The 17,286-nt window shown below is 67.6% G+C and carries 22 protein-coding genes; 10 read left to right on the forward strand and 12 right to left on the reverse strand.

Going from position 1 to position 17,286, the window contains the following annotated elements; genetic code table 11:
- Positions 1-78 precede the first annotated feature (78 nt).
- Positions 79-1,119, forward strand: a complete 1,041-nt coding sequence (locus NFH66_RS06435; protein WP_023006782.1) for an IS110 family RNA-guided transposase — start codon at positions 79-81, stop codon at positions 1,117-1,119.
- Between the two features lie 346 nt (positions 1,120-1,465).
- On the opposite strand, the gene yjgA is transcribed toward NFH66_RS06435, so the two are convergent.
- Positions 1,466-2,002, reverse strand: coding sequence for a ribosome biogenesis factor YjgA (gene yjgA / locus NFH66_RS06440; RefSeq protein WP_349609245.1), 537 nt, complete (start codon positions 2,000-2,002; stop codon positions 1,466-1,468).
- Positions 2,003-2,114: 112 nt separating this feature from the next.
- Here yjgA and pmbA point away from each other — a divergent pair, with 112 nt between their 5' ends.
- The gene (pmbA, locus tag NFH66_RS06445; protein ID WP_349609246.1) at positions 2,115-3,455 is read left to right on the forward strand and encodes a metalloprotease PmbA; all 1,341 of its coding nucleotides are present in this window, start codon (positions 2,115-2,117) and stop codon (positions 3,453-3,455) included.
- Here pmbA and NFH66_RS06450 read toward each other — a convergent pair.
- From NFH66_RS06450 to NFH66_RS06500, 11 genes are all read right to left on the reverse strand, one after another.
- A complete protein-coding gene (locus tag NFH66_RS06450; protein WP_349609248.1) occupies positions 3,452-3,721 on the reverse strand; it encodes an HPr family phosphocarrier protein in 270 nt (89 codons plus the stop codon). The genes pmbA and NFH66_RS06450 overlap by 4 nt on opposite strands.
- Before the next feature lie 2 nt (positions 3,722-3,723).
- Entirely contained in the window at positions 3,724-4,629 is a 906-nt protein-coding gene (rapZ, locus tag NFH66_RS06455; protein ID WP_349609249.1) for an RNase adapter RapZ, read from the reverse strand.
- A gap of 26 nt (positions 4,630-4,655) precedes the next feature.
- Positions 4,656-5,123 carry a PTS IIA-like nitrogen regulatory protein PtsN gene (gene ptsN / locus NFH66_RS06460; protein ID WP_349609251.1) on the reverse strand — a complete coding sequence of 156 codons (468 nt, stop codon included), beginning with the start codon at positions 5,121-5,123 and terminating at the stop codon, positions 4,656-4,658.
- 7 nt (positions 5,124-5,130) lie between these two features.
- Positions 5,131-5,439 (reverse strand): ribosome hibernation-promoting factor, HPF/YfiA family, encoded by a 309-nt coding sequence (gene hpf / locus NFH66_RS06465; RefSeq protein ID WP_195689442.1) that lies wholly within the window; start codon positions 5,437-5,439, stop codon positions 5,131-5,133.
- 236 nt (positions 5,440-5,675) lie between these two features.
- Complete coding sequence (locus NFH66_RS06470; protein ID WP_349609252.1) at positions 5,676-7,088, reverse strand: RNA polymerase factor sigma-54; 1,413 nt, start codon at positions 7,086-7,088, stop codon at positions 5,676-5,678.
- Between the two features lie 143 nt (positions 7,089-7,231).
- Positions 7,232-7,957, reverse strand: a complete 726-nt coding sequence (lptB, locus tag NFH66_RS06475; RefSeq protein WP_349609253.1) for an LPS export ABC transporter ATP-binding protein — start codon at positions 7,955-7,957, stop codon at positions 7,232-7,234.
- A gap of 8 nt (positions 7,958-7,965) precedes the next feature.
- Positions 7,966-8,490, reverse strand: a complete 525-nt coding sequence (gene lptA, locus NFH66_RS06480) for a lipopolysaccharide transport periplasmic protein LptA (protein WP_349609254.1) — start codon at positions 8,488-8,490, stop codon at positions 7,966-7,968.
- On the reverse strand, positions 8,487-9,071 hold the full coding sequence (lptC, locus tag NFH66_RS06485; protein ID WP_349609255.1) for an LPS export ABC transporter periplasmic protein LptC: 585 nt from the start codon (positions 9,069-9,071) through the stop codon (positions 8,487-8,489). The genes lptA and lptC overlap by 4 nt, the downstream gene beginning before the upstream one ends.
- A 4-nt stretch (positions 9,072-9,075) precedes the next feature.
- Entirely contained in the window at positions 9,076-9,633 is a 558-nt protein-coding gene (locus tag NFH66_RS06490) for a KdsC family phosphatase (protein ID WP_349609257.1), read from the reverse strand.
- Positions 9,634-9,654: 21 nt separating this feature from the next.
- The gene (locus tag NFH66_RS06495) at positions 9,655-10,644 is read right to left on the reverse strand and encodes a KpsF/GutQ family sugar-phosphate isomerase (RefSeq protein ID WP_349609258.1); all 990 of its coding nucleotides are present in this window, start codon (positions 10,642-10,644) and stop codon (positions 9,655-9,657) included.
- 32 nt (positions 10,645-10,676) lie between these two features.
- Positions 10,677-11,633: a calcium/sodium antiporter gene (locus tag NFH66_RS06500; protein ID WP_349609260.1), complete on the reverse strand. Its 957-nt coding sequence runs from the start codon at positions 11,631-11,633 to the stop codon at positions 10,677-10,679.
- 149 nt (positions 11,634-11,782) lie between these two features.
- On the opposite strand from NFH66_RS06500, the gene NFH66_RS06505 reads away from it, so the two are divergent.
- From NFH66_RS06505 to hisG, 8 genes are all read left to right on the forward strand, one after another.
- Positions 11,783-12,595: an ABC transporter ATP-binding protein gene (locus NFH66_RS06505; RefSeq protein WP_349609261.1), complete on the forward strand. Its 813-nt coding sequence runs from the start codon at positions 11,783-11,785 to the stop codon at positions 12,593-12,595.
- On the forward strand, positions 12,592-13,374 hold the full coding sequence (gene mlaE, locus NFH66_RS06510) for a lipid asymmetry maintenance ABC transporter permease subunit MlaE (RefSeq protein ID WP_349609262.1): 783 nt from the start codon (positions 12,592-12,594) through the stop codon (positions 13,372-13,374). The genes NFH66_RS06505 and mlaE overlap by 4 nt, the downstream gene beginning before the upstream one ends.
- 36 nt (positions 13,375-13,410) lie before the next feature.
- Positions 13,411-13,875: an outer membrane lipid asymmetry maintenance protein MlaD gene (gene mlaD, locus NFH66_RS06515; RefSeq protein WP_349609263.1), complete on the forward strand. Its 465-nt coding sequence runs from the start codon at positions 13,411-13,413 to the stop codon at positions 13,873-13,875.
- Positions 13,876-13,919: 44 nt separating this feature from the next.
- Complete coding sequence (locus NFH66_RS06520; protein WP_349609265.1) at positions 13,920-14,558, forward strand: MlaC/ttg2D family ABC transporter substrate-binding protein; 639 nt, start codon at positions 13,920-13,922, stop codon at positions 14,556-14,558.
- Positions 14,555-14,890 (forward strand): STAS domain-containing protein, encoded by a 336-nt coding sequence (locus NFH66_RS06525; RefSeq protein WP_349609267.1) that lies wholly within the window; start codon positions 14,555-14,557, stop codon positions 14,888-14,890. Before NFH66_RS06520 ends, NFH66_RS06525 begins: the two co-directional genes overlap by 4 nt.
- 147 nt (positions 14,891-15,037) lie before the next feature.
- Positions 15,038-15,292, forward strand: coding sequence for a BolA family protein (locus tag NFH66_RS06530; RefSeq protein ID WP_161432393.1), 255 nt, complete (start codon positions 15,038-15,040; stop codon positions 15,290-15,292).
- Between the two features lie 13 nt (positions 15,293-15,305).
- Positions 15,306-16,568: a UDP-N-acetylglucosamine 1-carboxyvinyltransferase gene (murA, locus tag NFH66_RS06535; protein ID WP_349609271.1), complete on the forward strand. Its 1,263-nt coding sequence runs from the start codon at positions 15,306-15,308 to the stop codon at positions 16,566-16,568.
- A 25-nt stretch (positions 16,569-16,593) separates the two neighbouring features.
- Positions 16,594-17,247: an ATP phosphoribosyltransferase gene (gene hisG, locus NFH66_RS06540; protein ID WP_349609272.1), complete on the forward strand. Its 654-nt coding sequence runs from the start codon at positions 16,594-16,596 to the stop codon at positions 17,245-17,247.
- Positions 17,248-17,286 lie beyond the last annotated feature (39 nt).

Consider the following 17,286-nt stretch of genomic DNA (forward strand, 5'->3'; position numbering starts at 1 on the left):
CCCCACCCTATATCGGCGTCGTTGCGCCACACTGGTGGGCGAGAACACCAACCAGCCTGAGGGTGAGGAGAACTCGTCATGAACATTACCCGTGTCGGCGTCGATATCGCAAAGTCTGTTTTTCATGTCCACGGCGTCGATCGCCATGATCAGGTGCAGTGGCAAGGTAAGTACACCCGCGAAAAATGGCTGAATGCGGTCAGCAAGCGGGTGCCGGCGGGAGCCGAGATCGGCATGGAAGCCTGTGCCTCGTCTCACTTCTGGGCGCGGGCCCTGCAGGCGCGGGGCTATCGCGTCAAGTTGATCGCCGCACAGTTCGTGACGCCCTACGTGAAGAGCAACAAGAATGACCGGGTCGACGCCGAAGCGATCTGTGAAGCCATGGGGCGGCCCAGTATGCGCTTCGTGGCCGTCAAGAGCGTCGCTCAGCAGGATACCCAGGCGGCACACCGCATTCGTGAAGAGCTGGTACGGCAGCGCACGGCCAAGGCCAACCAGATACGCGGGCTGGTGGGGGAGTATGGCCTGGTCGCTCCGGTGGGTATCGGTCAGTTGCGTGCCGCCCTGCCTCGCTGGCTGGAAGCGGCAGACAACGGGCTGACGGATGCCTTTCGTGTCCTGCTTGCCGGCCTTGCCGAGGATCTGCGCCACCTGGATGAGCGCATCGCGACGGTCACGGCAAGCCTCGAGCGACAGGCCAAGACCGACCCCGTGGCCAAGCGGCTGATGACGCTGCAGGGTATCGGTCCACTGACCGCCACCGCGCTGGCCGGCGCCCTCGGCGATGGCAAGAGCTTTCGGCGCGGGCGAGATTTTGCCGCCTCGCTCGGCTTGACGCCGCGACAGCACAGCACCGGGGGGCGAGACCGCCTGCTGGGCATCAGCAAACGCGGCGACAGTTACCTGCGCAAGCTACTGGTGCATGGCGCGCGCTCGGTGCTCCGGCATGTGGGCACCAAGGACGACGGCCTGAGCCAGTGGGTCAGGCACCTGGCCGAGCACAAGCATGCCAATGTGGCGGTCGTCGCACTGGCCAACAAGACGGCACGGATCGCCTGGGCGGTAACCCGCCATGAGACGGCCTATGATGCGTCGCTGGCGTCGCGGCTGTCGGCATGAAAAACGATTGGATTTAGCACGTTAGTGTAATATTGAGCATCGTCCACCACGATTGCTGAGCATGCTGCAGGATGGCGAACAGGTCGAACCGACGTCAGACAACCCCTTCTGGACGCTGAGCCTTTTGAGCTCGAGGTAGCGATTGGGAGCTGACGTGCGGATAGCCCATCAAGGTCCGATGCTCATCAGAGCATCATTAACGAGACCGGATATACGTGTGCAGTCGTACCTACCGACCATCGTGCCTCGTGCTTGCAAACGGGGAGGACTCCATATACGTACAGGGAGGTATTCACAGCGCCTCCTTGCAAGCTTGCCGCCGGATCAGCCCCGAGCAGTGCGAGACCTACAGCCCCGCGATATCGCGGATCAGCTTGAACAACTTGCGGGCGCTGGCCGGGGGCTTGCCCTTCTCGCGCTCGCGCTGGGCGTTGCGGATCAGCTGGCGCAGCGCCTGGCGGTCGGCGTCGGGGTAGTCGGCCACGAAGGCATCCAGCGCGACGTCGCCCTCGTCGACGAGGCGGTCACGCCATCTCTCGAGGCGATGGAAGGCGTGGTCGCGGCGCAGCGTTTCCTGCTCGATCTCGTCGTGGACGGCGCGGATCGCCTCGAGGTCCTCGCGGCGCATCAGCTTGCCGACGTACTGCATATGCCGTCGCCGCCCCTCGTGGGAGCGGATGCGCGCGGTCTCCTCCACGGCGGCGAGCATGTCGTCGGAGAGCGGAAAGCGCGCCCGTTCGCCGGGGGTCATGGCGATGATCTGTTCGCCCAGCGCCTGCAGCGCCTGCATCTCGCGCTTGAGCTGGGACTTGCTGGGACGTTCGTCGTTGTCCGGCTGCTGAAGGACCTGGTCGAGCAGCTCGCGGGGAGATTCCTGGGACATGCCGCTTCCATCGGTTGGGGGCTGGGTGTCCCGACAGTATACCAGTCCGCTTCACCGGGCTGAGAATGAACATCACAGGCGTGGCCCACGGGCCCGCCGCAGGAGGATAGAGATGACTCAGGCTTTCGATGCCGCCGCCCAGCAGATCCAGCTGGAGAGCCGTTCCCGACAGGCGGTGGAGCTGGCCCGCACGTTGGGCGCCGACGCCTGCGAGGTGGGTGCCAGCGTCGACCAGGGCGTCGACATCAGCGTGCGCGAGGGCGAGGTAGAGACCGTCGAGCTCTCCCGCGACCAGGGCATTGCGGTGACGGTCTATCTCGGGCAGCGCAAGGGCAGCGCCTCCTCCACCGATGCCAGTGAGGCCTCGTTACGTGCCGTGGTCGAGAAGGCCATCGCCATCGCCCGCCATACCGGCGAGGATTCCGCCGCCGGTCTTGCCGATGCCGAGTTGATGGCCACCCGCCTGCCCGACCTCGACGTGCACCACCCTTGGGCGCTGACCACCGAGGAGGCCATCGACCTGGCGCTGGCTTGCGAGGCCGCTGGCCGCGGCAAGGCCGGGATCAAGAGCTCCGACGGGGCCTCGCTCTCCAGCGGCGAGGGGGTGCGGGTCTACGCCAACAGCCACGGTTTCCTGGGCAGCCAGCGCGGCAGCCGCCACTCCCTCTCCTGCATGCTCATCGCCGAGGATGCCGCCGGCATGCAGCGTGACTACGACTACACCAGTGCCCGCAACCCCCGTGACCTGCTGGCCCCCGAGCGCGTCGGTGAACGTGCCGCCGAGCACACCCTGCGGCGCCTCGGTGCGCGGCGTCCGGCCACCGGGCGCCTGCCGGTGCTCTTCGATCCGGACCTGGCCGCGGGGCTGATCGGTTCGCTGATGGGCGCCATCGCCGGCGGGGCGCTGTTCCGCCAGGCCTCCTTCCTCTGTGACCGCCTCGGTGACGGGCTCTTCCCCGAGTGGTTCAGCCTGCAGGAGAGGCCCATGGAGATCGGTGCCATGGCCAGCTCGCCCTTCGACAACGACGGCGTGCAGACGCGCGACAATGTGTTCATCGAGAACGGGCGCCTGGCCAGCTATATGCTCTCCGCCTACAGTGCGCGCCGCCTCGGCATGCAGAGCACCGCCAACGCCGGGGGCGCCCGCAACCTGCGCATCGCAGCACCACTGGCATCGCGGGACGAGCTGCTCGCCCGCATGGGGCGCGGGGTGGTGGTCAGCGAGCTGATGGGGCAGGGGGTGAACGCCGTCACCGGCGATTACTCACGTGGCGCGGCCGGCTTCTGGGTGGAGAATGGCGAGATCCAGCACCCGGTGGAGGAGTTCACCATCGCCGGCAACCTGGAGGCGATGTTCCGGGGACTCTCCGGCGTGGGCAGCGATATCGACACCCGCGGCAGCATCCATAGCGGGAGCTGGCTGATCGACGAGATGACCGTGGCCGGGAGCTAGTCAGCCTCGTCGAAGCGGGCCTCGAACAGCGCCTCAACGGCGTCGAGGGCCGCTTCCGCGTCCTCCCCCTCGGCACTGACGGTGAGCTCGGTGCCGCAGGGGGCGGCAAGCATCAGCAGCGACATGATGTTGTCGGCCTCTCCCAGCATGGAGCCATTGGCTACGCGGATGCGGGCCGCGAAGCGCTGGCAGCACTGCACCAGCCGGGTGGCGGCGCGGGCGTGGAGTCCGCGCTTGTTGGTCAGGGTCAGCTTGCGTTGCGGCACGCTCAACGTCCTTGATGCGATGTGACGTCGGGGTCTGGCAGGGTGTCCTGGGTGCCCAGCTCGCGGTGGCGCAGGCGGACATGGGACTGGCCCTGCGCCAGGTGCATCGCCAGTCGCTCGGCGATATAGACCGAGCGATGCTGCCCGCCGGTGCAGCCGATGGCTACGGTCAGGTAGCTGCGATGGCTGGCCTCGTAGCTGGGTAGCCAGCGTGTCAGCCAGGCGTGGATATCCTCGAGCATCGCCTGGACCAGCGGGTACCCCTCGAGGAAGGCGATGATCTCGGGGTCCTGGCCAGTGAAGGGTCTCAGCCGCGGGTCCCAGTAGGGATTGGGCAGGCAGCGGGCGTCGAACACCAGGTCGGCGTCGAGGGGTACGCCGCGCTTGAAACCGAAGGATTCCACGGTCAGGGTCAGCTGCTCCGGGCGATGCCGGGCCACCTGGTCAGCGATGCGGCCGCGCAGTTCGTGCACCGACAGTCGTGAGGTATCGATCACCAGATCGGCCAGGTCACGGATCGCGGCCAGCGCCTGCTCCTCGGAGTCGATCGCCTCGCCCAGTGTCATCTCGTTGCCCCGGGTCAGCGGATGGCGGCGCCGGGTGGCGGAGTAGCGCTCGATCAGGATGCGCGCATCGGTGGTCAGGTAGATCACCTGGCAATCGATGCCGCGTCCGCGTACCTCCTCGAGCAGGCTGGGAAAGCGTTTCAGGGCCTCGGGCAGGTTGCGTGCGTCGATGCTGACGGCGATGGAAGAGCGTGCAGATTCGGGGTTGCCCAGCTCATCGATCAACGATCCCAGCAGCATGGCCGGCAGGTTGTCGATGGCGTAGTAGCCGAGATCCTCCAAGGCCTGTAGCGCGATCGACTTGCCGGAGCCGGAACGGCCGCTGATGATCACGAGCTGCATGGGGGTCTCCTGGTCGGGGGGTGGCCTCAGCCCTGTCGTCGGATCGCCTCGATCAGGCGCTCGTGGAGGTCGCGCTGGCTGTGGCTGCCGCGCAGCCGCGAACGGGTCTCGGCATCGTTCATGATGCCGGCGACCTCGGCCAGCAGCGCCAGGTGGGCGGCGTCGGCCTCCTCGGGGACCAGCAGCACGAACACCAGGTCCACCGGTTCGCCGTCGATGGCGTCGAAGTCCACCGGCTCGGCGAGCCTGAGGAAGGCGGCGACGGGTTCCTTGCAGTGGGGGCTGCGGGCATGGGGGATCGCCACGCCGTTGCCGATCCCCGTGCTGCCCAGGCGTTCACGGGCGATCAGGCGCGCGAAGACCTCCTGGCTGTCGAGGCTCGGCGTGTTCTGGGCAATGAAGGTGCTAAAGAACTCCAGTACCCTTTTCTTGCTTCCCCCGGGCACATCGAAGAGGGTGCGCTCGGGGGGCAGGATGGTTTCGAGAGATGACATCGTGGACTCAGCGAGCGCCGGCGCCCTGGGCGCGGGCCTGGGCCTTCTCCTTGTGCTTGACCAGCTGGCGGTCCAGCTTGTCAGCCAGGGCATCGATGGCGGCGTACATGTCGACATCCTGGGCTTCTGCATGCAGCTCGGCACCGGCAACATGCATGGTGCAGGCGGCGGACTGACGCTCCTTCTCGACAGACAGGGTCACCTGCACATTGGTGATGTTGTCATAATGGCGTTCCACGCGCGTCAGCTTCTCGTTGACATAGTCACGCAGGGCATCGGTCAGTTCCACATGAAGGCCGGTGATATTCACTTGCATGACACGCTCCTTGCTCGATGGTTGTGATTCGATTGTAACCCTTTTTCCTGCCTTGCATACCCCCCGGCGGCCCCGGGGCGATTTCCCGCCATGTTCAAGGGGTTGAGCCGGTTGAACAGGGGATGATTTGCTGTCATACGCACTCGGCGCAGTCGCTTGCGCTCGCTGGAGGAGGGGATGCCCATGGCCTCGCGGGTAAGCGTTGGAGAGCGCCACGGTGCGGCGTCGCACCGGGATCAGCGCAGTCGCTTGCGCTCGCTGGAGGAGGGGATGCCCATGGCCTCGCGGTACTTGGCGACGGTGCGACGTGCGACCCGGATCCCGGCCTCGTCGAGCAGGCTGACCAGCCGGCTGTCGGAGAGCGGCTTGTGTGGCGGCTCCTCCTGGATCAGCTTGCGGAGGCGGGCACGGATGGCGGTGCTGGAGTGGGCGTCGCCCTCGCTCTCGCCGCCGACCTGGCTGGAGAAGAAGTACTTGAGCTCAAACACCCCCCGCGGCGTGTGGATGAACTTCTGGGTGGTGACCCGCGAGATGGTGGATTCGTGCATCTCCACCGCCTGGGCGATATCGGCCAGGACGAGAGGCTTCATCGCCTCCTCTCCGTGCTCGAGGAAGTCGAGCTGGCGGGCGAGGATCTCGCGGCCGACTCGCAGCAGGGTGTCGTTGCGGCTGGACAGGCTCTTCATCAGCCAGCGCGCCTCCTGGAGGTGCTCCTTGAGGAACTGGTTGTCGCTGCTCTTGTCGGCGCGGCGCACCAGGGCCGCGTAATCGGGTTGGATGCGCAGTCGTGGCAGTGCCTCGGAGTTGAGCTCCACGTGCCAGCCACGCTGGTCGTGGAAGGCGACCAGGTCGGGGGTCACATAGTCGTCGGTCACGCTGGCAAAGGCGCTGCCGGGCCGTGGATCCAGGCCTCGCACCAGGGCGATGGTGGCGTCGAGCGCGGCATCGTCCAGCCCCAGGCGTCGCTTGAGCAGGCGCCGGTCTCCGCCGGCCAGAGCCTCGAGGAACTGGCGTACCAGGCGCCGCGCCTGGGGCAGCAGCGGCGTGCCGTCGGGGAGGGTGGCGAGCTGCAGCTGCAGGCATTCGCGCAGGTCGCGGGCGAAGATGCCGGTGGGCTCGAACTGCTGCAGGCGCAGCAGCACCCGCTCCATCTCTTGGCTGCGCAGGTCGGCAAGCCCCTGCTGCCTCAGGCCGTCACGGATCTCGTCGAGGGGGGCGGTCAGGTAGCCGGCATCGTCCACGGCATCGATCAGGCTCTCGGCAATCTGGCGTGCCCGGGGTTCGAGGTCGCTCATCGCCAGCTGCCAGATGAGGTGGCCCTGGAGGCTCTGGCCCTGGGCCTGGCGCTCGAAGTCGGGGCCCTCGCCTCCGGCCGGTGCGCCCAGGTCCTGATAGGTATCGGACCAGTCGCTGTCGGTGGTGAGCTGTTCGGGAATCTCGCTTGCCCAGTCGTCTTCCGTGGGTTCCTGAGTGGCCTGCTCGCCAAACTCGTCGTCGAGCTCCAGCAGTGGGTTGCTCTCCATGGCCTGCTGGATCTCCTGGCGCAGGTCCAGGGTGGAGAGCTGCAGCAGGGCGATGGCCTGCTGCAACTGGGGTGTCATGGTCAGCTGAGTGCCGACCCGCAACTGCAGGGATGCCTTCATGGCCATGGCAGGCGTCCTCCTGGCGTGTCGGAAAGCCTTACCCTAGCCGCTGGTCTCGCAAGGTGCAATACGATCTTAAGCAACAATCATGCCATTGGCGCGGGCGCGGCGTTCCATGAAGAGAGTGGGGCGCCCATGCGGGCCGGGGGTCACAGGCGGAAGTCTTCGCCGAGGTAGACCTCGCGCACCCTCTGGTTGGCGAGGATCGATTCGGCGTCGCCCTCGGCGATGATCTTGCCGTCGCCGACGATATAGGCGGTGTCGCAGATGTCGAGGGTCTCGCGGACGTTGTGGTCGGTGATCAGCACGCCGATGCCCCGCGCCTTCAGCTGGCGGATGATGCCCTTGATCTCGCCCACCGAGATCGGGTCGACTCCGGCAAAGGGCTCGTCGAGCAGGATAAAGGCGGGCTCCGTCGCCAGAGCCCTGGCAATCTCGACCCGGCGTCGCTCGCCGCCGGAGAGGCTCATGCCCGGGTTGTCGCGGATATGGGTGACGTGGAACTCCTCGAGCAGCTGCTCCAGGCGTGCCCGGCGGCCCTCCCGGTCGAGATCCTTGCGGGTCTCGAGGATGGCCATGATGTTGTCTGCCACCGACAGCTTGCGGAAGATCGAGGCCTCCTGGGGCAGGTAGCCAATCCCCGCCCGGGCCCGCTCGTGCATGGCGGCGCGCGAGAGGTCCAGGTCATCGATGGCCACCGAGCCGGCATCGGCGCGTACCAGCCCCACGATCATGTAGAAGGAGGTGGTCTTGCCGGCGCCGTTGGGGCCCAGCAGTCCGACGATGCTGCCCTGACGGATCGACAGGCCGATGTCCTGAACCACGCGGCGGCGCTTGTAGCTCTTGGCGAGATGACGGGCGTGAAGGGTCTTCATGAACGTCCTTACTGCTGTTCCGGCTGGAGCGTCATGCGGATGCGCTGGTTGCCCTCGACGCCCTCGGCATCGGCGCGGGCCTGCACCACGCGGCGGTCGAGGAAGTACTCCAGATACCCCCCCTCGAAGGTGTCGCCGCCCTGGTGGAGCTCGGCGCGATCGATCAGCTCCACGCGCCGCTCGGCCACATGATAGATGACGGTGCGTCCCCATCCCTTGACGACCGGCTCGGTGGGGTCGGGTTGCTGCTCGAGGTAGGCCCGCTCGCCGGTGGCGGTGGCCAGGGAGAGCTCACCGGCCGCGTTGCGGCGGATCTCCACCCGGTTGCCGGTCAGGCGCATGCTGCCCTGGCGGATATCCACGTTGCCGGTATACACGGCGGTACCGGCGCGGTCGTCCAGGTCGAGGCGGTCCGCCTCGACCAGGATAGGCGCATTGGCATCCTGGTTCTGAGACTGGGCCTGGCTGGCCGGGGCGACAGCCAGTGCCAGCAGCAGCACATAGGCCAGCGTGGGGAGCAGGGGGCGCGTCATGACGAGGACTCCTCGGATGTCTCGGGCGGATGGTGGCCGCGCACATTGTCGGTCAGGCGCGCCCGGTTGTCATCGAGCCAGGCGTCGAAACGCTCGCCGCTCACCTGCTGTGGCGGCTGGTGCAGCGTCGCCGGGGTGGTGCTCCAGGCGTGGCCTGTGTCGGCATCGTAGTGCAGCGTCTCGGTCTCGAGCCGCCAGCGCTCGGCGGGAGCCTGCAGGCGGGCCTCACCGTCGAGCAGCAGCGGATTGCCCCCGGGGCCCAGTTCGCCGCGCTCGGCCTCGGCCAGCCACAGTCGGCCGTCGCGGTCGTGGAGCCGGGCCAGCGGAGTTTCCAGGCGGATCACGTCGTCCACCGGGGTGTGGACCAGGCGTGGCGTGGTCACCCTCTGGTGCGGCCGGCCTTCGGTGTCGAAGCGCGTGAGGCGTGCGTTCTCGAGGTAGAAGTCTGGCTCGCCCGCAGCGTCGCGCGGTACCTGGCCGGTGGGGGTGGGGGTGTGCTGGTCGAGCAGCGCCAGGCCCCCACCCAGGGCCAGCAGCAGCAGGGTCAGCCAGGTGCGAAAGCCAGGACGCGGTAGGGCCATGGGCTCAGCCGGCTCCGTGGACGTAGGTGTCGGTGACCGCGTCCCAGTGGCCCTGGGCGCGCAGCAGGGTGTCGCTGATCTCACGGGCCGCACCCTGGCCACCGCTGCGCTCGGTGACCCAGTCCGCATGCTGCTGGATATAGGCCGGTGCGTTGGGCACGCTGATGCCCACGCCGGCACGACGGATGGCGCCGATATCGGGCATGTCATCGCCGCAGTAGGCCACCTGCTCGAACTCCAGGCCCAGGCGTGCGGTGAGCTCCCGCAGCACCGGCAGTTTCTTCTCGACGCCCTGGAAGACATGCTGGATGCCCAGGGCGGCGGCGCGGCGACTCACGGTGGGGGAGTCGCGGCCGGTGATCAGCGCGACCTGGATCCCGGCACGCTTGAGCAGCTTGAGGCCGTGGCCATCCTGGACATTGAAGGCCTTGATCTCGATGCCGTCGGCCTGGAAGTAGAGCTGGCCGTCGGTGAGCACGCCATCGACGTCCAGTGCGAGCAGGCGGATACGGCGCAGGCGGTCGGTCAGCAGCGGGTCCTGCAGGGGGGAGGTGTGGGTCATGGGGGCTCCATGTCGTTGGGGTCAGATCACGCCACTGGCGAGCAGGTCGTGCATATGCAGGGCGCCCACCGGGCGCCCCTCGTCATCGACCACGGCCAGGGCGGAGATGCGGTGGTCTTCCATCAGGCTTACCGCCTCGGCGGCCAGGGTCTCCGGGGCGACGCGCTTGCCGGGGCAGGTCATCACCTCGTCCACGCTCAGGCCGGTGAGATCGCTGTGCTGGTCCAGGGTGCGGCGCAGGTCGCCATCGGTATAGACCCCGGCGAGGCGGCCGTCGGGGGCCACCACGCAGGTGAAGCCGAGCCCCTGTCGGGTGATCTCCAGCAGGGCGTCGCGCAGGGGGCTGCCCAGTGCCACCCGGGGCAGCCTGTCGCCCGAGTGCATCAGGTCGCCAACGCGCAGCAGTAGCCGCTTGCCGAGGCTGCCACCGGGGTGGGAAAGGGCGAAGTCCTCGGCAGTGAAGCCGCGTGACTCCAGCAGCGCCACGGCCAGGGCATCCCCCATGGCCAGGGCGGCGGTGGTGGAGGCGGTGGGGGCCAGGTCGAGAGGACAGGCCTCGCGTTCGACGCCGACATCGAGATGCGCATCGGCATGGCGGGCCAGGCTCGAGGCCGGGCGACCGGTCATGCTGATCAGCGGCACCTTCATGCGCTTGAGCAGCGGCAGCAGGGCGGTCACCTCGGCGGTCTCGCCCGAGTTGGAGAGGGCCAGCACCACATCCCCGGGCGTGATCATGCCCAAGTCGCCGTGACTGGCCTCGCCGGGATGCACGAAGAAGGCCGGCGTGCCGGTACTGGCCAGGGTGGCGGCGATCTTGCCCGCGATATGGCCTGACTTGCCCATGCCGGTGACCACCACGCGACCGCGGCAGGCCAGGATCAGTTCGCAGGCGCGGTCGAAGGCGTCGTCGAGGCGCGCCACCAGGGCGCCGACGGCCTGCTGCTCGAGGCGCAGGGTGCGGCGGGCGCTGTCACGGAGGGCCGGACCGGCCGGGGGGGTGTCGGATGTCATGGTGTCGATTGTTGCCTGTTGCGGGGAATCACTCAAGGGCCGTTGCCCAGACTGGCCATGCCGAGCCAGGCCAGGTAGCCGAAATAGGTGGCGGCCAGCGCCGCGCCGGGGAGCCGGCCCAGGTGGTTGCGGCGGTGCCACAGCAGCAGGGCGCCGAGCGCCAGGGTCAGCAGCAGTAGCAGGGGGTAGTCACGCTCGCCGGCGGCGGGGTCGGTCGCGCCCGGGGCGAGCAGGCCGGGGATCGGCAGCACCGCCAGCAGGTTGAAGAGGTTGGAGCCGATGATGTTGCCGATGGCCAGGTCGTGGTGCCGCTTGAGGGCGCTGGCTATGCAGGCCACCAGTTCGGGCAGGCTGGTACCGATGGCGACGATGGTCAGGCCGATGACCAGCTCGCTGATCCCCATGCTGCGGGCCAGTTCGCTGGCTCCCCACACCAGGCCCCGGGAGCCGGCGACCATCACCGCGAGTGTCACCACCAGCCACAGCAGCGCACGCGCCAGCGTCATGTCGGGGATCTCCCCCGAGACGGCTTCCTCGGCGTCCGGGGTATCGGCACGGAACAGCCACCACAGGCTGAACACCAGCAGGGCGATGAGCAGTGCGGCATCCAGGCGCCCCAGGTGGCCATTGGCCAGGGTGTAACCGGCGAGCCCGGTGGCACCGAGCAGCAGCGGCAGCTCGCGGCGCACGATGGAGAAGCGTACCGGGATCGGCACCACCAGCGCGGTGATGCCCAGCACCAGGCCGATATTGGCGATGTTGGAGCCCAGGGCGTTGCCGGTGGCGAGGTCGGGAATGCCGTCCAGGGACGCCATCAGCGAGACCACGATCTCGGGCGCCGAGGTGCCCAGGGCGACGATGGTCATGCCCACCAGCAGCGTGCTCATGCCGGCACGGCGGGCGGTGGCGGCCGCCGCGCCGACGAAGTGGTCGGCGCTCCACAGCAGGGCCACGAGGCCCAGGGCGACGGCGATCAGGGGAAGCAGCATGGGATATCGACTCGTTCGGCCAGTGTCGGAAGGGCGCCATTAAACGTGCTGGCCAGCAGTGGTGCAAGCCGGGTGGACGGCATCGGGCTGGCACCCGGCAGGGCAGTTAGGATACGATGTTCGATAATTTTACTGGGATGGCTGAGCCAATGAGTGACACTCCCTTCGTGGCAGTGGAGGGGCTGCATTTCGCGCGTGGCGACAAGGAGATATTCCGCGGCGTCGACATGACGATCCAGCGAGGCGGCATCACCGCCATCATGGGCCCCAGCGGCAGTGGCAAGACCACCCTGCTCAAGCTGGTCGGTGGCCAGCTCATGCCCGACGCCGGACGAGTGCTGATCGAGGGCCAGGATGTGCACCGCCAGTCGCGCAAGGCGCTGTTCTCCATGCGCCGACGCATGGGCATGCTGTTCCAGAGCGGCGCGCTGTTCTCCGACCTCAGCGTGTTCGAGAACGTGGCCTTCCCGCTGCGGGTGCATACCGACCTGCCGGGCAGCATGGTTCGCGACCTGGTGCTGATGAAGCTTGAGGCGGTGGGGTTGCGCGGTGCCCGGGAGCTGATGCCCTCGGAACTCTCCGGGGGCATGGCGCGCCGGGTGGCCCTGGCCCGGGCCATCGCCCTGGATCCCGAGCTGATCCTCTATGACGAGCCGTTCGTCGGCCAGGACCCGATCTCCATGGGGGTGCTGGTGCAGCTGATCAAGCGCCTCAACCAGGCGCTGGGCCTGACCTCCATCGTGGTCTCCCACGATATCAAGGAGACCCTGAGCATCGCCGACTACGTCTACGTGATCGCCAATGGCCAGGTGATGGCCCACGGCACGCCCAAGAGCCTCGACGTGGACCAGGACCCCCGGGTCAGCCAGTTCGTCCACGGCGAGCCCGATGGGCCGGTGCCCTTCCACTACCCGGCGGTGGACTTCGTCAGCGACATGCTCAGCCCGGGAGGCCCACGATGATCCACCGAATTCGCCGCCTGGGGCGCCGCGGCTGCGACCTGCTCGAGGCCTTCGGTCGCGCCGGCATCTTCCTGGCCCAGTCCGCCGTGGGGCTGCCGAGTCGCGAGGGGCTCTACCTCTGGGTACGCCAGATGCACTTCGTTGGCGTGCTGTCGCTGGCCATCGTGCTCGTTTCGGGGCTCTTCATCGGCATGGTGCTGTCGCTGCAGGGGTATACCATCCTGGTCGACTTCGGCGCCGAGGATGCGCTGGGGCAGATGGTGGCGCTATCGTTGCTGCGTGAGCTTGCCCCGGTGGTGGCGGCACTGCTGTTCGCCGGGCGTGCCGGCTCGGCATTGACCGCCGAGATCGGGCTGATGAAGGCCACCGAGCAGTTGACCAGCATGGAGATGATCGGCGTCGACCCGCTGCGGCGGGTGGTGGCGCCACGCCTGTGGGCCGGCTTCGTGGCGCTGCCGCTGCTTACCGTAGGCTTCAGCGTGGTGGGCATCTACGGAGGTTACCTGGTCGGGGTCGACTGGCTGGGCGTCTTCGAGGGCTCCTATTGGTCCAACATGCAGGCCAGCGTCGACTTCATCGACGACGTGGGCAACGGCATCATCAAGAGCCTGGTGTTCGCCTTGGTGGTGACCTGGATCGCGGTATTCCAGGGCTATGACCTGCTGCCCACCTCGGAGGGCATCTCGCGGGCCACCACCCGTACCGTGGTCTATTCCTCGCTGGCCGTGCTCGGCCTCGATTTCGTGCTGACCGCCGTGATGTTCGGCGGCCTCGCCTGAGCGGCGAGCGATCGCCCTGATGTGTGGAGATACTAGATGAAGCGCAGCAAAACCATGGAACTGGGGGTGGGGCTGTTCATGCTGGCCGGCATCCTCGGCCTGGTGTTCCTCGGCCTGCGGGTCAGCGGCATGACCCTGCAGGCATCCAGCGATACCTTCCGCCTGGAGGCCAACTTCGCCAATATCGGCGGCCTCAAGCCCCGGGCACGGGTCACCATGGCCGGGGTGACGGTGGGGCGCGTGGCGGCCATCGAGCTCGATACCGCCTGGTACGATGCCCGGGTGGTGCTCGAGCTCGATGATGCACTGCAGGGACAGCTCTCGCGGGATACCACCGCGGCGATCCTGACCTCGGGGCTGCTCGGTGAGCAGTACGTAGGGCTTTCCGTGGGCGGCGATCCCGAGACCCTGGCCGACGGCGATACCATCCGCGATACCCAGTCGGCCCTGGTGCTCGAAGAACTCATCCAGCAGTTCGTGTCCAACATGGTCAGCGACTAGCCGCTGACCGCCCCCCCATCGACCCTGACATGGAGACGTTGATCATGATCCGTTCCCCCCTGGCCCTGGCGGCACTGCTGCTGGGTCTGCTGTTCAGCCTGGCCGTGCAGGCCGCTCCCGAGCGCACCCCCGACCAGGTGATCCGCCACAGCGTCGAGACGCTGACCGGCAAGATCGAAGGTCAGCGTGACCACTTCGCCGAGAACATGGACGAGCTCGAGGCGCTGGTCGACGACAGCCTCGAGGATATCGCCGACTTCCGCTACATCGGCGCCAGCGTGATGGGGCGCTACTTCGCCAACGCCACCCCTCAGCAGCGCTCGCGCTTCGTCGAGACCTTCCGCCAGACCCTGATCGACACCTACGCCAAGGGGTTGGTCACCTTCGATTACCGCGAGTTGCGCGTGCTCGATGCCCAGCGCGCCCAGCGCCATGAGGATCAGGCCAGCGTCGACATGGAGGTGGTAGCCAAGGATGGCACCGTCTATCCGGTCAGCTACTCCCTGCGCCTCTCCGGTGGCGAATGGCGGGTGGTCAACGTGATCGTCAACGGCATCAACCTGGGGCTGACCTTCCGCAACCAGTTCGATCAGGCGATGCGTGACAACGCTCGCGACTACGACGCCGTGATCGACGGCTGGTCGCCCGAGGTGGGCGTCGAGGCGCTGGAGCAGGGCGCGTGAGCGACCTGCTTGCACGCGAGGGCTTGTGCCTGGAGACCGGCGATGCCGGTCTGGTGGTGCGCGGAGAAGTGGGCTTCGAGCATGCCGCCGAACTCGCCGAGGTGGGCAGTCGCTGGCTCGCCGAGCGCCAGTCGGGCGAGGTCGTGAGCTTCGACCTGCGCGGCGTCGCTGGCGTCAGCAGTGCGGCCCTCTCCGTGTTGCTGGAATGGGCCCGAGCGGCAAGCCGTGCCGGGCTCGCCCTGGAGCGGGTGTACCTGTCGGCCTCCCTCTGGCGCCTCACCGACCTGGCCGGCCTCGAGCGCCTGCTGCCGCTGGAGGCGGCGGGCGAGTAGCCGGGGCGATCGCCAAGCGCGGTGCTTTTCATTACCATGGGCCATCCCCATTGCCTGTCGACGACGAAGTGCCTGGCGTCGGCGGGCCCGTTTCAGTACTGACATTTCAGGACTACTAATTTCAGGACTACTAAGGAGTGCCTCACCATGCAACCCAGTGACGTCAAGGGGCTGCTCGAGTCGCGTATCGACGGCTGCGATTTCCACATCCAGGGCGAGGGCTGCAACTTCCAGGTGGTGGCCGTGGGCGAGGTGTTCGCGGGCATGTCGCCGGTCAAGCGCCAGCAGCTGATCTATGGCGCGCTCTCCGACGAGATCGCTTCCGGCGCGCTGCATGCGGTGAGCATCAAGACCTATACCCCGGCGCAGTGGCAAGATGCGCCGGAGAACTCCCGCGCCTGAGACCCGACCCTCCATGGACAAGTTGATCATTACCGGCAATGGGCCGGTCGATGGCGAGGTGTGGGTCAGCGGCGCCAAGAACGCCGCCCTGCCTATCCTCTGCGCCACCCTGTTGGCTGACGAGCCGGTCACCATCGGTAACCTGCCGCACCTGCAGGACATCACCACCACGCTGGAGCTGCTCGGCCACCTGGGGGTGGAGCCGGTGATGGGCGAGAAGATGACCATCCAGCTCGATGGCTCCCAGGTGAAGCACTGCGATGCGCCCTATGAGCTGGTCAAGAAGATGCGCGCCTCGATCCTGGTGCTCGGCCCGCTGGTGGCTCACTTCGGCCATGCCGACGTCTCCCTGCCGGGGGGCTGCGCCATCGGTTCGCGTCCGGTCGACCTGCACCTGCGTGGCCTCGAGGCCATGGGGGCCGAGATTCGCGTCGATGGCGGCTATATCCGTGCCCGGGTGGAGGGGCGGCTGAAGGGGGCCACCATCTTCTTCGATACCGTCACGGTGACCGGCACCGAGAACCTGCTGATGGCGGCCGCGCTGGCGGAGGGCACCACGGTGCTCGAGAACGCCGCCCGGGAGCCGGAGGTGGTCGACCTGGCCGAGTTGCTGATCAAGATGGGTGCGAAGATCAGCGGTCACGGCACCGATACCATCACCATCGAGGGGGTGGAGCGCCTGCATGGTGCCTACCACGACGTGATGCCCGACCGCATCGAGACCGGCACCTTCCTGGTCGCCGCCGCCCTGTCTCGTGGGCGCGTCCGGGTGCGACGCACCCGCGCCGATATCCTCGAGGCGGTGCTGGCCAAGCTCGAGGAGGCCGGCGCCGAGATCACCACCGGCGATGACTGGATCGGGCTGGACATGCACGGCAAGCGTCCGCGGCCGGTCAATATCCGTACCGCGCCCTATCCCGCCTTCCCCACCGACATGCAGGCCCAGTTCGTGGCCATGAACGCGGTGGCCGGTGGCACCTCGCGGGTGGTGGAAACCATCTTCGAGAACCGCTTCATGCACGTCCAGGAGCTCAATCGCATGGGCGCGAGGATCGCCCTGGAGGGCAACACCGCGGTGATCGAGGGGGTCGAGAAGCTCTCCGGCGCCCCGGTGATGGCGACCGACCTGCGCGCCTCGGCGTCGCTGGTGATCGCGGCGATGATGGCCGAGGGCGAGACCCTGGTCGACCGCATCTACCATATCGATCGCGGCTACGAGTGCATCGAGGAGAAGCTGCAACTGCTGGGCGCACGAATCCGGCGCGTACCGGGCTAGCCTGCCCCCTGACCAAGGCGAGAGCATGAGCAAACAACTGATCGTGGCCCTCTCCAAGGGCCGTATCCTGGACGAGACCCTGCCGCTGCTGGCCGACGCCGGTGTCGAGCCGGTGGAAGACCTGGGCAGCAGTCGCAAGCTGCTGTTCGCTACCAACCTGCCCGACGTCAAGCTGGTGGTGATCCGGGCCACCGACGTGCCGACCTATGTGCAGCTGGGCGCCGCCGACCTGGGGGTGGCGGGCAAGGACGTGCTCCTCGAGCACGGTGCGGCGGGGCTCTACGAGCCGCTGGACCTGGAGATCGCCCGCTGCAGGCTGATGACCGCCGGCATCACCGGCGCCGAGCCGGCCCGTGCCCGGCGCCGGGTGGCCACCAAGTTCGTCAACGTCGCCCGGCGCTGGTACGCCGAGCAGGGGATCCAGGCCGAGGTCATCAAGCTCTATGGTGCCATGGAGCTGGCGCCGCTGATGAACCTGGCCGACGAGATCGTGGATATCGTCGATACCGGCAATACCCTGCGCGCCAACGGCATGGAGCCCCGCGAGTTGATCGCGCCGATCTCTACCCGGCTGGTGGTCAACAAGGCGGCGATGACCATGAAGCATTCGCGCATCAAGCCGCTGCTCGAGCGCCTCGAGCAGGCGGTGACCGCACGTCGCGAGGGCGTCGCGGGCTGAGATGCCCGCGATGGACCCGACTGGATAGGCCCGACACGA

The organism is Halomonas sp. H10-9-1, assembly GCF_040147005.1.
Classification (GTDB): Bacteria; Pseudomonadota; Gammaproteobacteria; order Pseudomonadales; family Halomonadaceae; genus Halomonas.

Bases quoted from the DNA above. Each gene is read 5' to 3' on its own strand.
- NFH66_RS06435 (WP_023006782.1), top strand. From the start codon at position 79: ATGAACATTACCCGTGTCGGCGTCGATATCGCAAAGTCTGTTTTTCAT.
- yjgA (WP_349609245.1), bottom strand. From the start codon at position 2,002: ATGTCCCAGGAATCTCCCCGCGAGCTGCTCGACCAGGTCCTTCAGCAG.
- pmbA (WP_349609246.1), top strand. From the start codon at position 2,115: ATGACTCAGGCTTTCGATGCCGCCGCCCAGCAGATCCAGCTGGAGAGC.
- rapZ (WP_349609249.1), bottom strand. From the start codon at position 4,629: ATGCAGCTCGTGATCATCAGCGGCCGTTCCGGCTCCGGCAAGTCGATC.
- ptsN (WP_349609251.1), bottom strand. From the start codon at position 5,123: ATGTCATCTCTCGAAACCATCCTGCCCCCCGAGCGCACCCTCTTCGAT.
- hpf (WP_195689442.1), bottom strand. From the start codon at position 5,439: ATGCAAGTGAATATCACCGGCCTTCATGTGGAACTGACCGATGCCCTG.
- NFH66_RS06470 (WP_349609252.1), bottom strand. From the start codon at position 7,088: ATGGCCATGAAGGCATCCCTGCAGTTGCGGGTCGGCACTCAGCTGACC.
- lptB (WP_349609253.1), bottom strand. From the start codon at position 7,957: ATGAAGACCCTTCACGCCCGTCATCTCGCCAAGAGCTACAAGCGCCGC.
- lptA (WP_349609254.1), bottom strand. From the start codon at position 8,490: ATGACGCGCCCCCTGCTCCCCACGCTGGCCTATGTGCTGCTGCTGGCA.
- lptC (WP_349609255.1), bottom strand. From the start codon at position 9,071: ATGGCCCTACCGCGTCCTGGCTTTCGCACCTGGCTGACCCTGCTGCTG.
- NFH66_RS06490 (WP_349609257.1), bottom strand. From the start codon at position 9,633: ATGACCCACACCTCCCCCCTGCAGGACCCGCTGCTGACCGACCGCCTG.
- NFH66_RS06495 (WP_349609258.1), bottom strand. From the start codon at position 10,644: ATGACATCCGACACCCCCCCGGCCGGTCCGGCCCTCCGTGACAGCGCC.
- NFH66_RS06500 (WP_349609260.1), bottom strand. From the start codon at position 11,633: ATGCTGCTTCCCCTGATCGCCGTCGCCCTGGGCCTCGTGGCCCTGCTG.
- NFH66_RS06505 (WP_349609261.1), top strand. From the start codon at position 11,783: ATGAGTGACACTCCCTTCGTGGCAGTGGAGGGGCTGCATTTCGCGCGT.
- mlaE (WP_349609262.1), top strand. From the start codon at position 12,592: ATGATCCACCGAATTCGCCGCCTGGGGCGCCGCGGCTGCGACCTGCTC.
- mlaD (WP_349609263.1), top strand. From the start codon at position 13,411: ATGAAGCGCAGCAAAACCATGGAACTGGGGGTGGGGCTGTTCATGCTG.
- NFH66_RS06520 (WP_349609265.1), top strand. From the start codon at position 13,920: ATGATCCGTTCCCCCCTGGCCCTGGCGGCACTGCTGCTGGGTCTGCTG.
- NFH66_RS06530 (WP_161432393.1), top strand. From the start codon at position 15,038: ATGCAACCCAGTGACGTCAAGGGGCTGCTCGAGTCGCGTATCGACGGC.
- murA (WP_349609271.1), top strand. From the start codon at position 15,306: ATGGACAAGTTGATCATTACCGGCAATGGGCCGGTCGATGGCGAGGTG.
- hisG (WP_349609272.1), top strand. From the start codon at position 16,594: ATGAGCAAACAACTGATCGTGGCCCTCTCCAAGGGCCGTATCCTGGAC.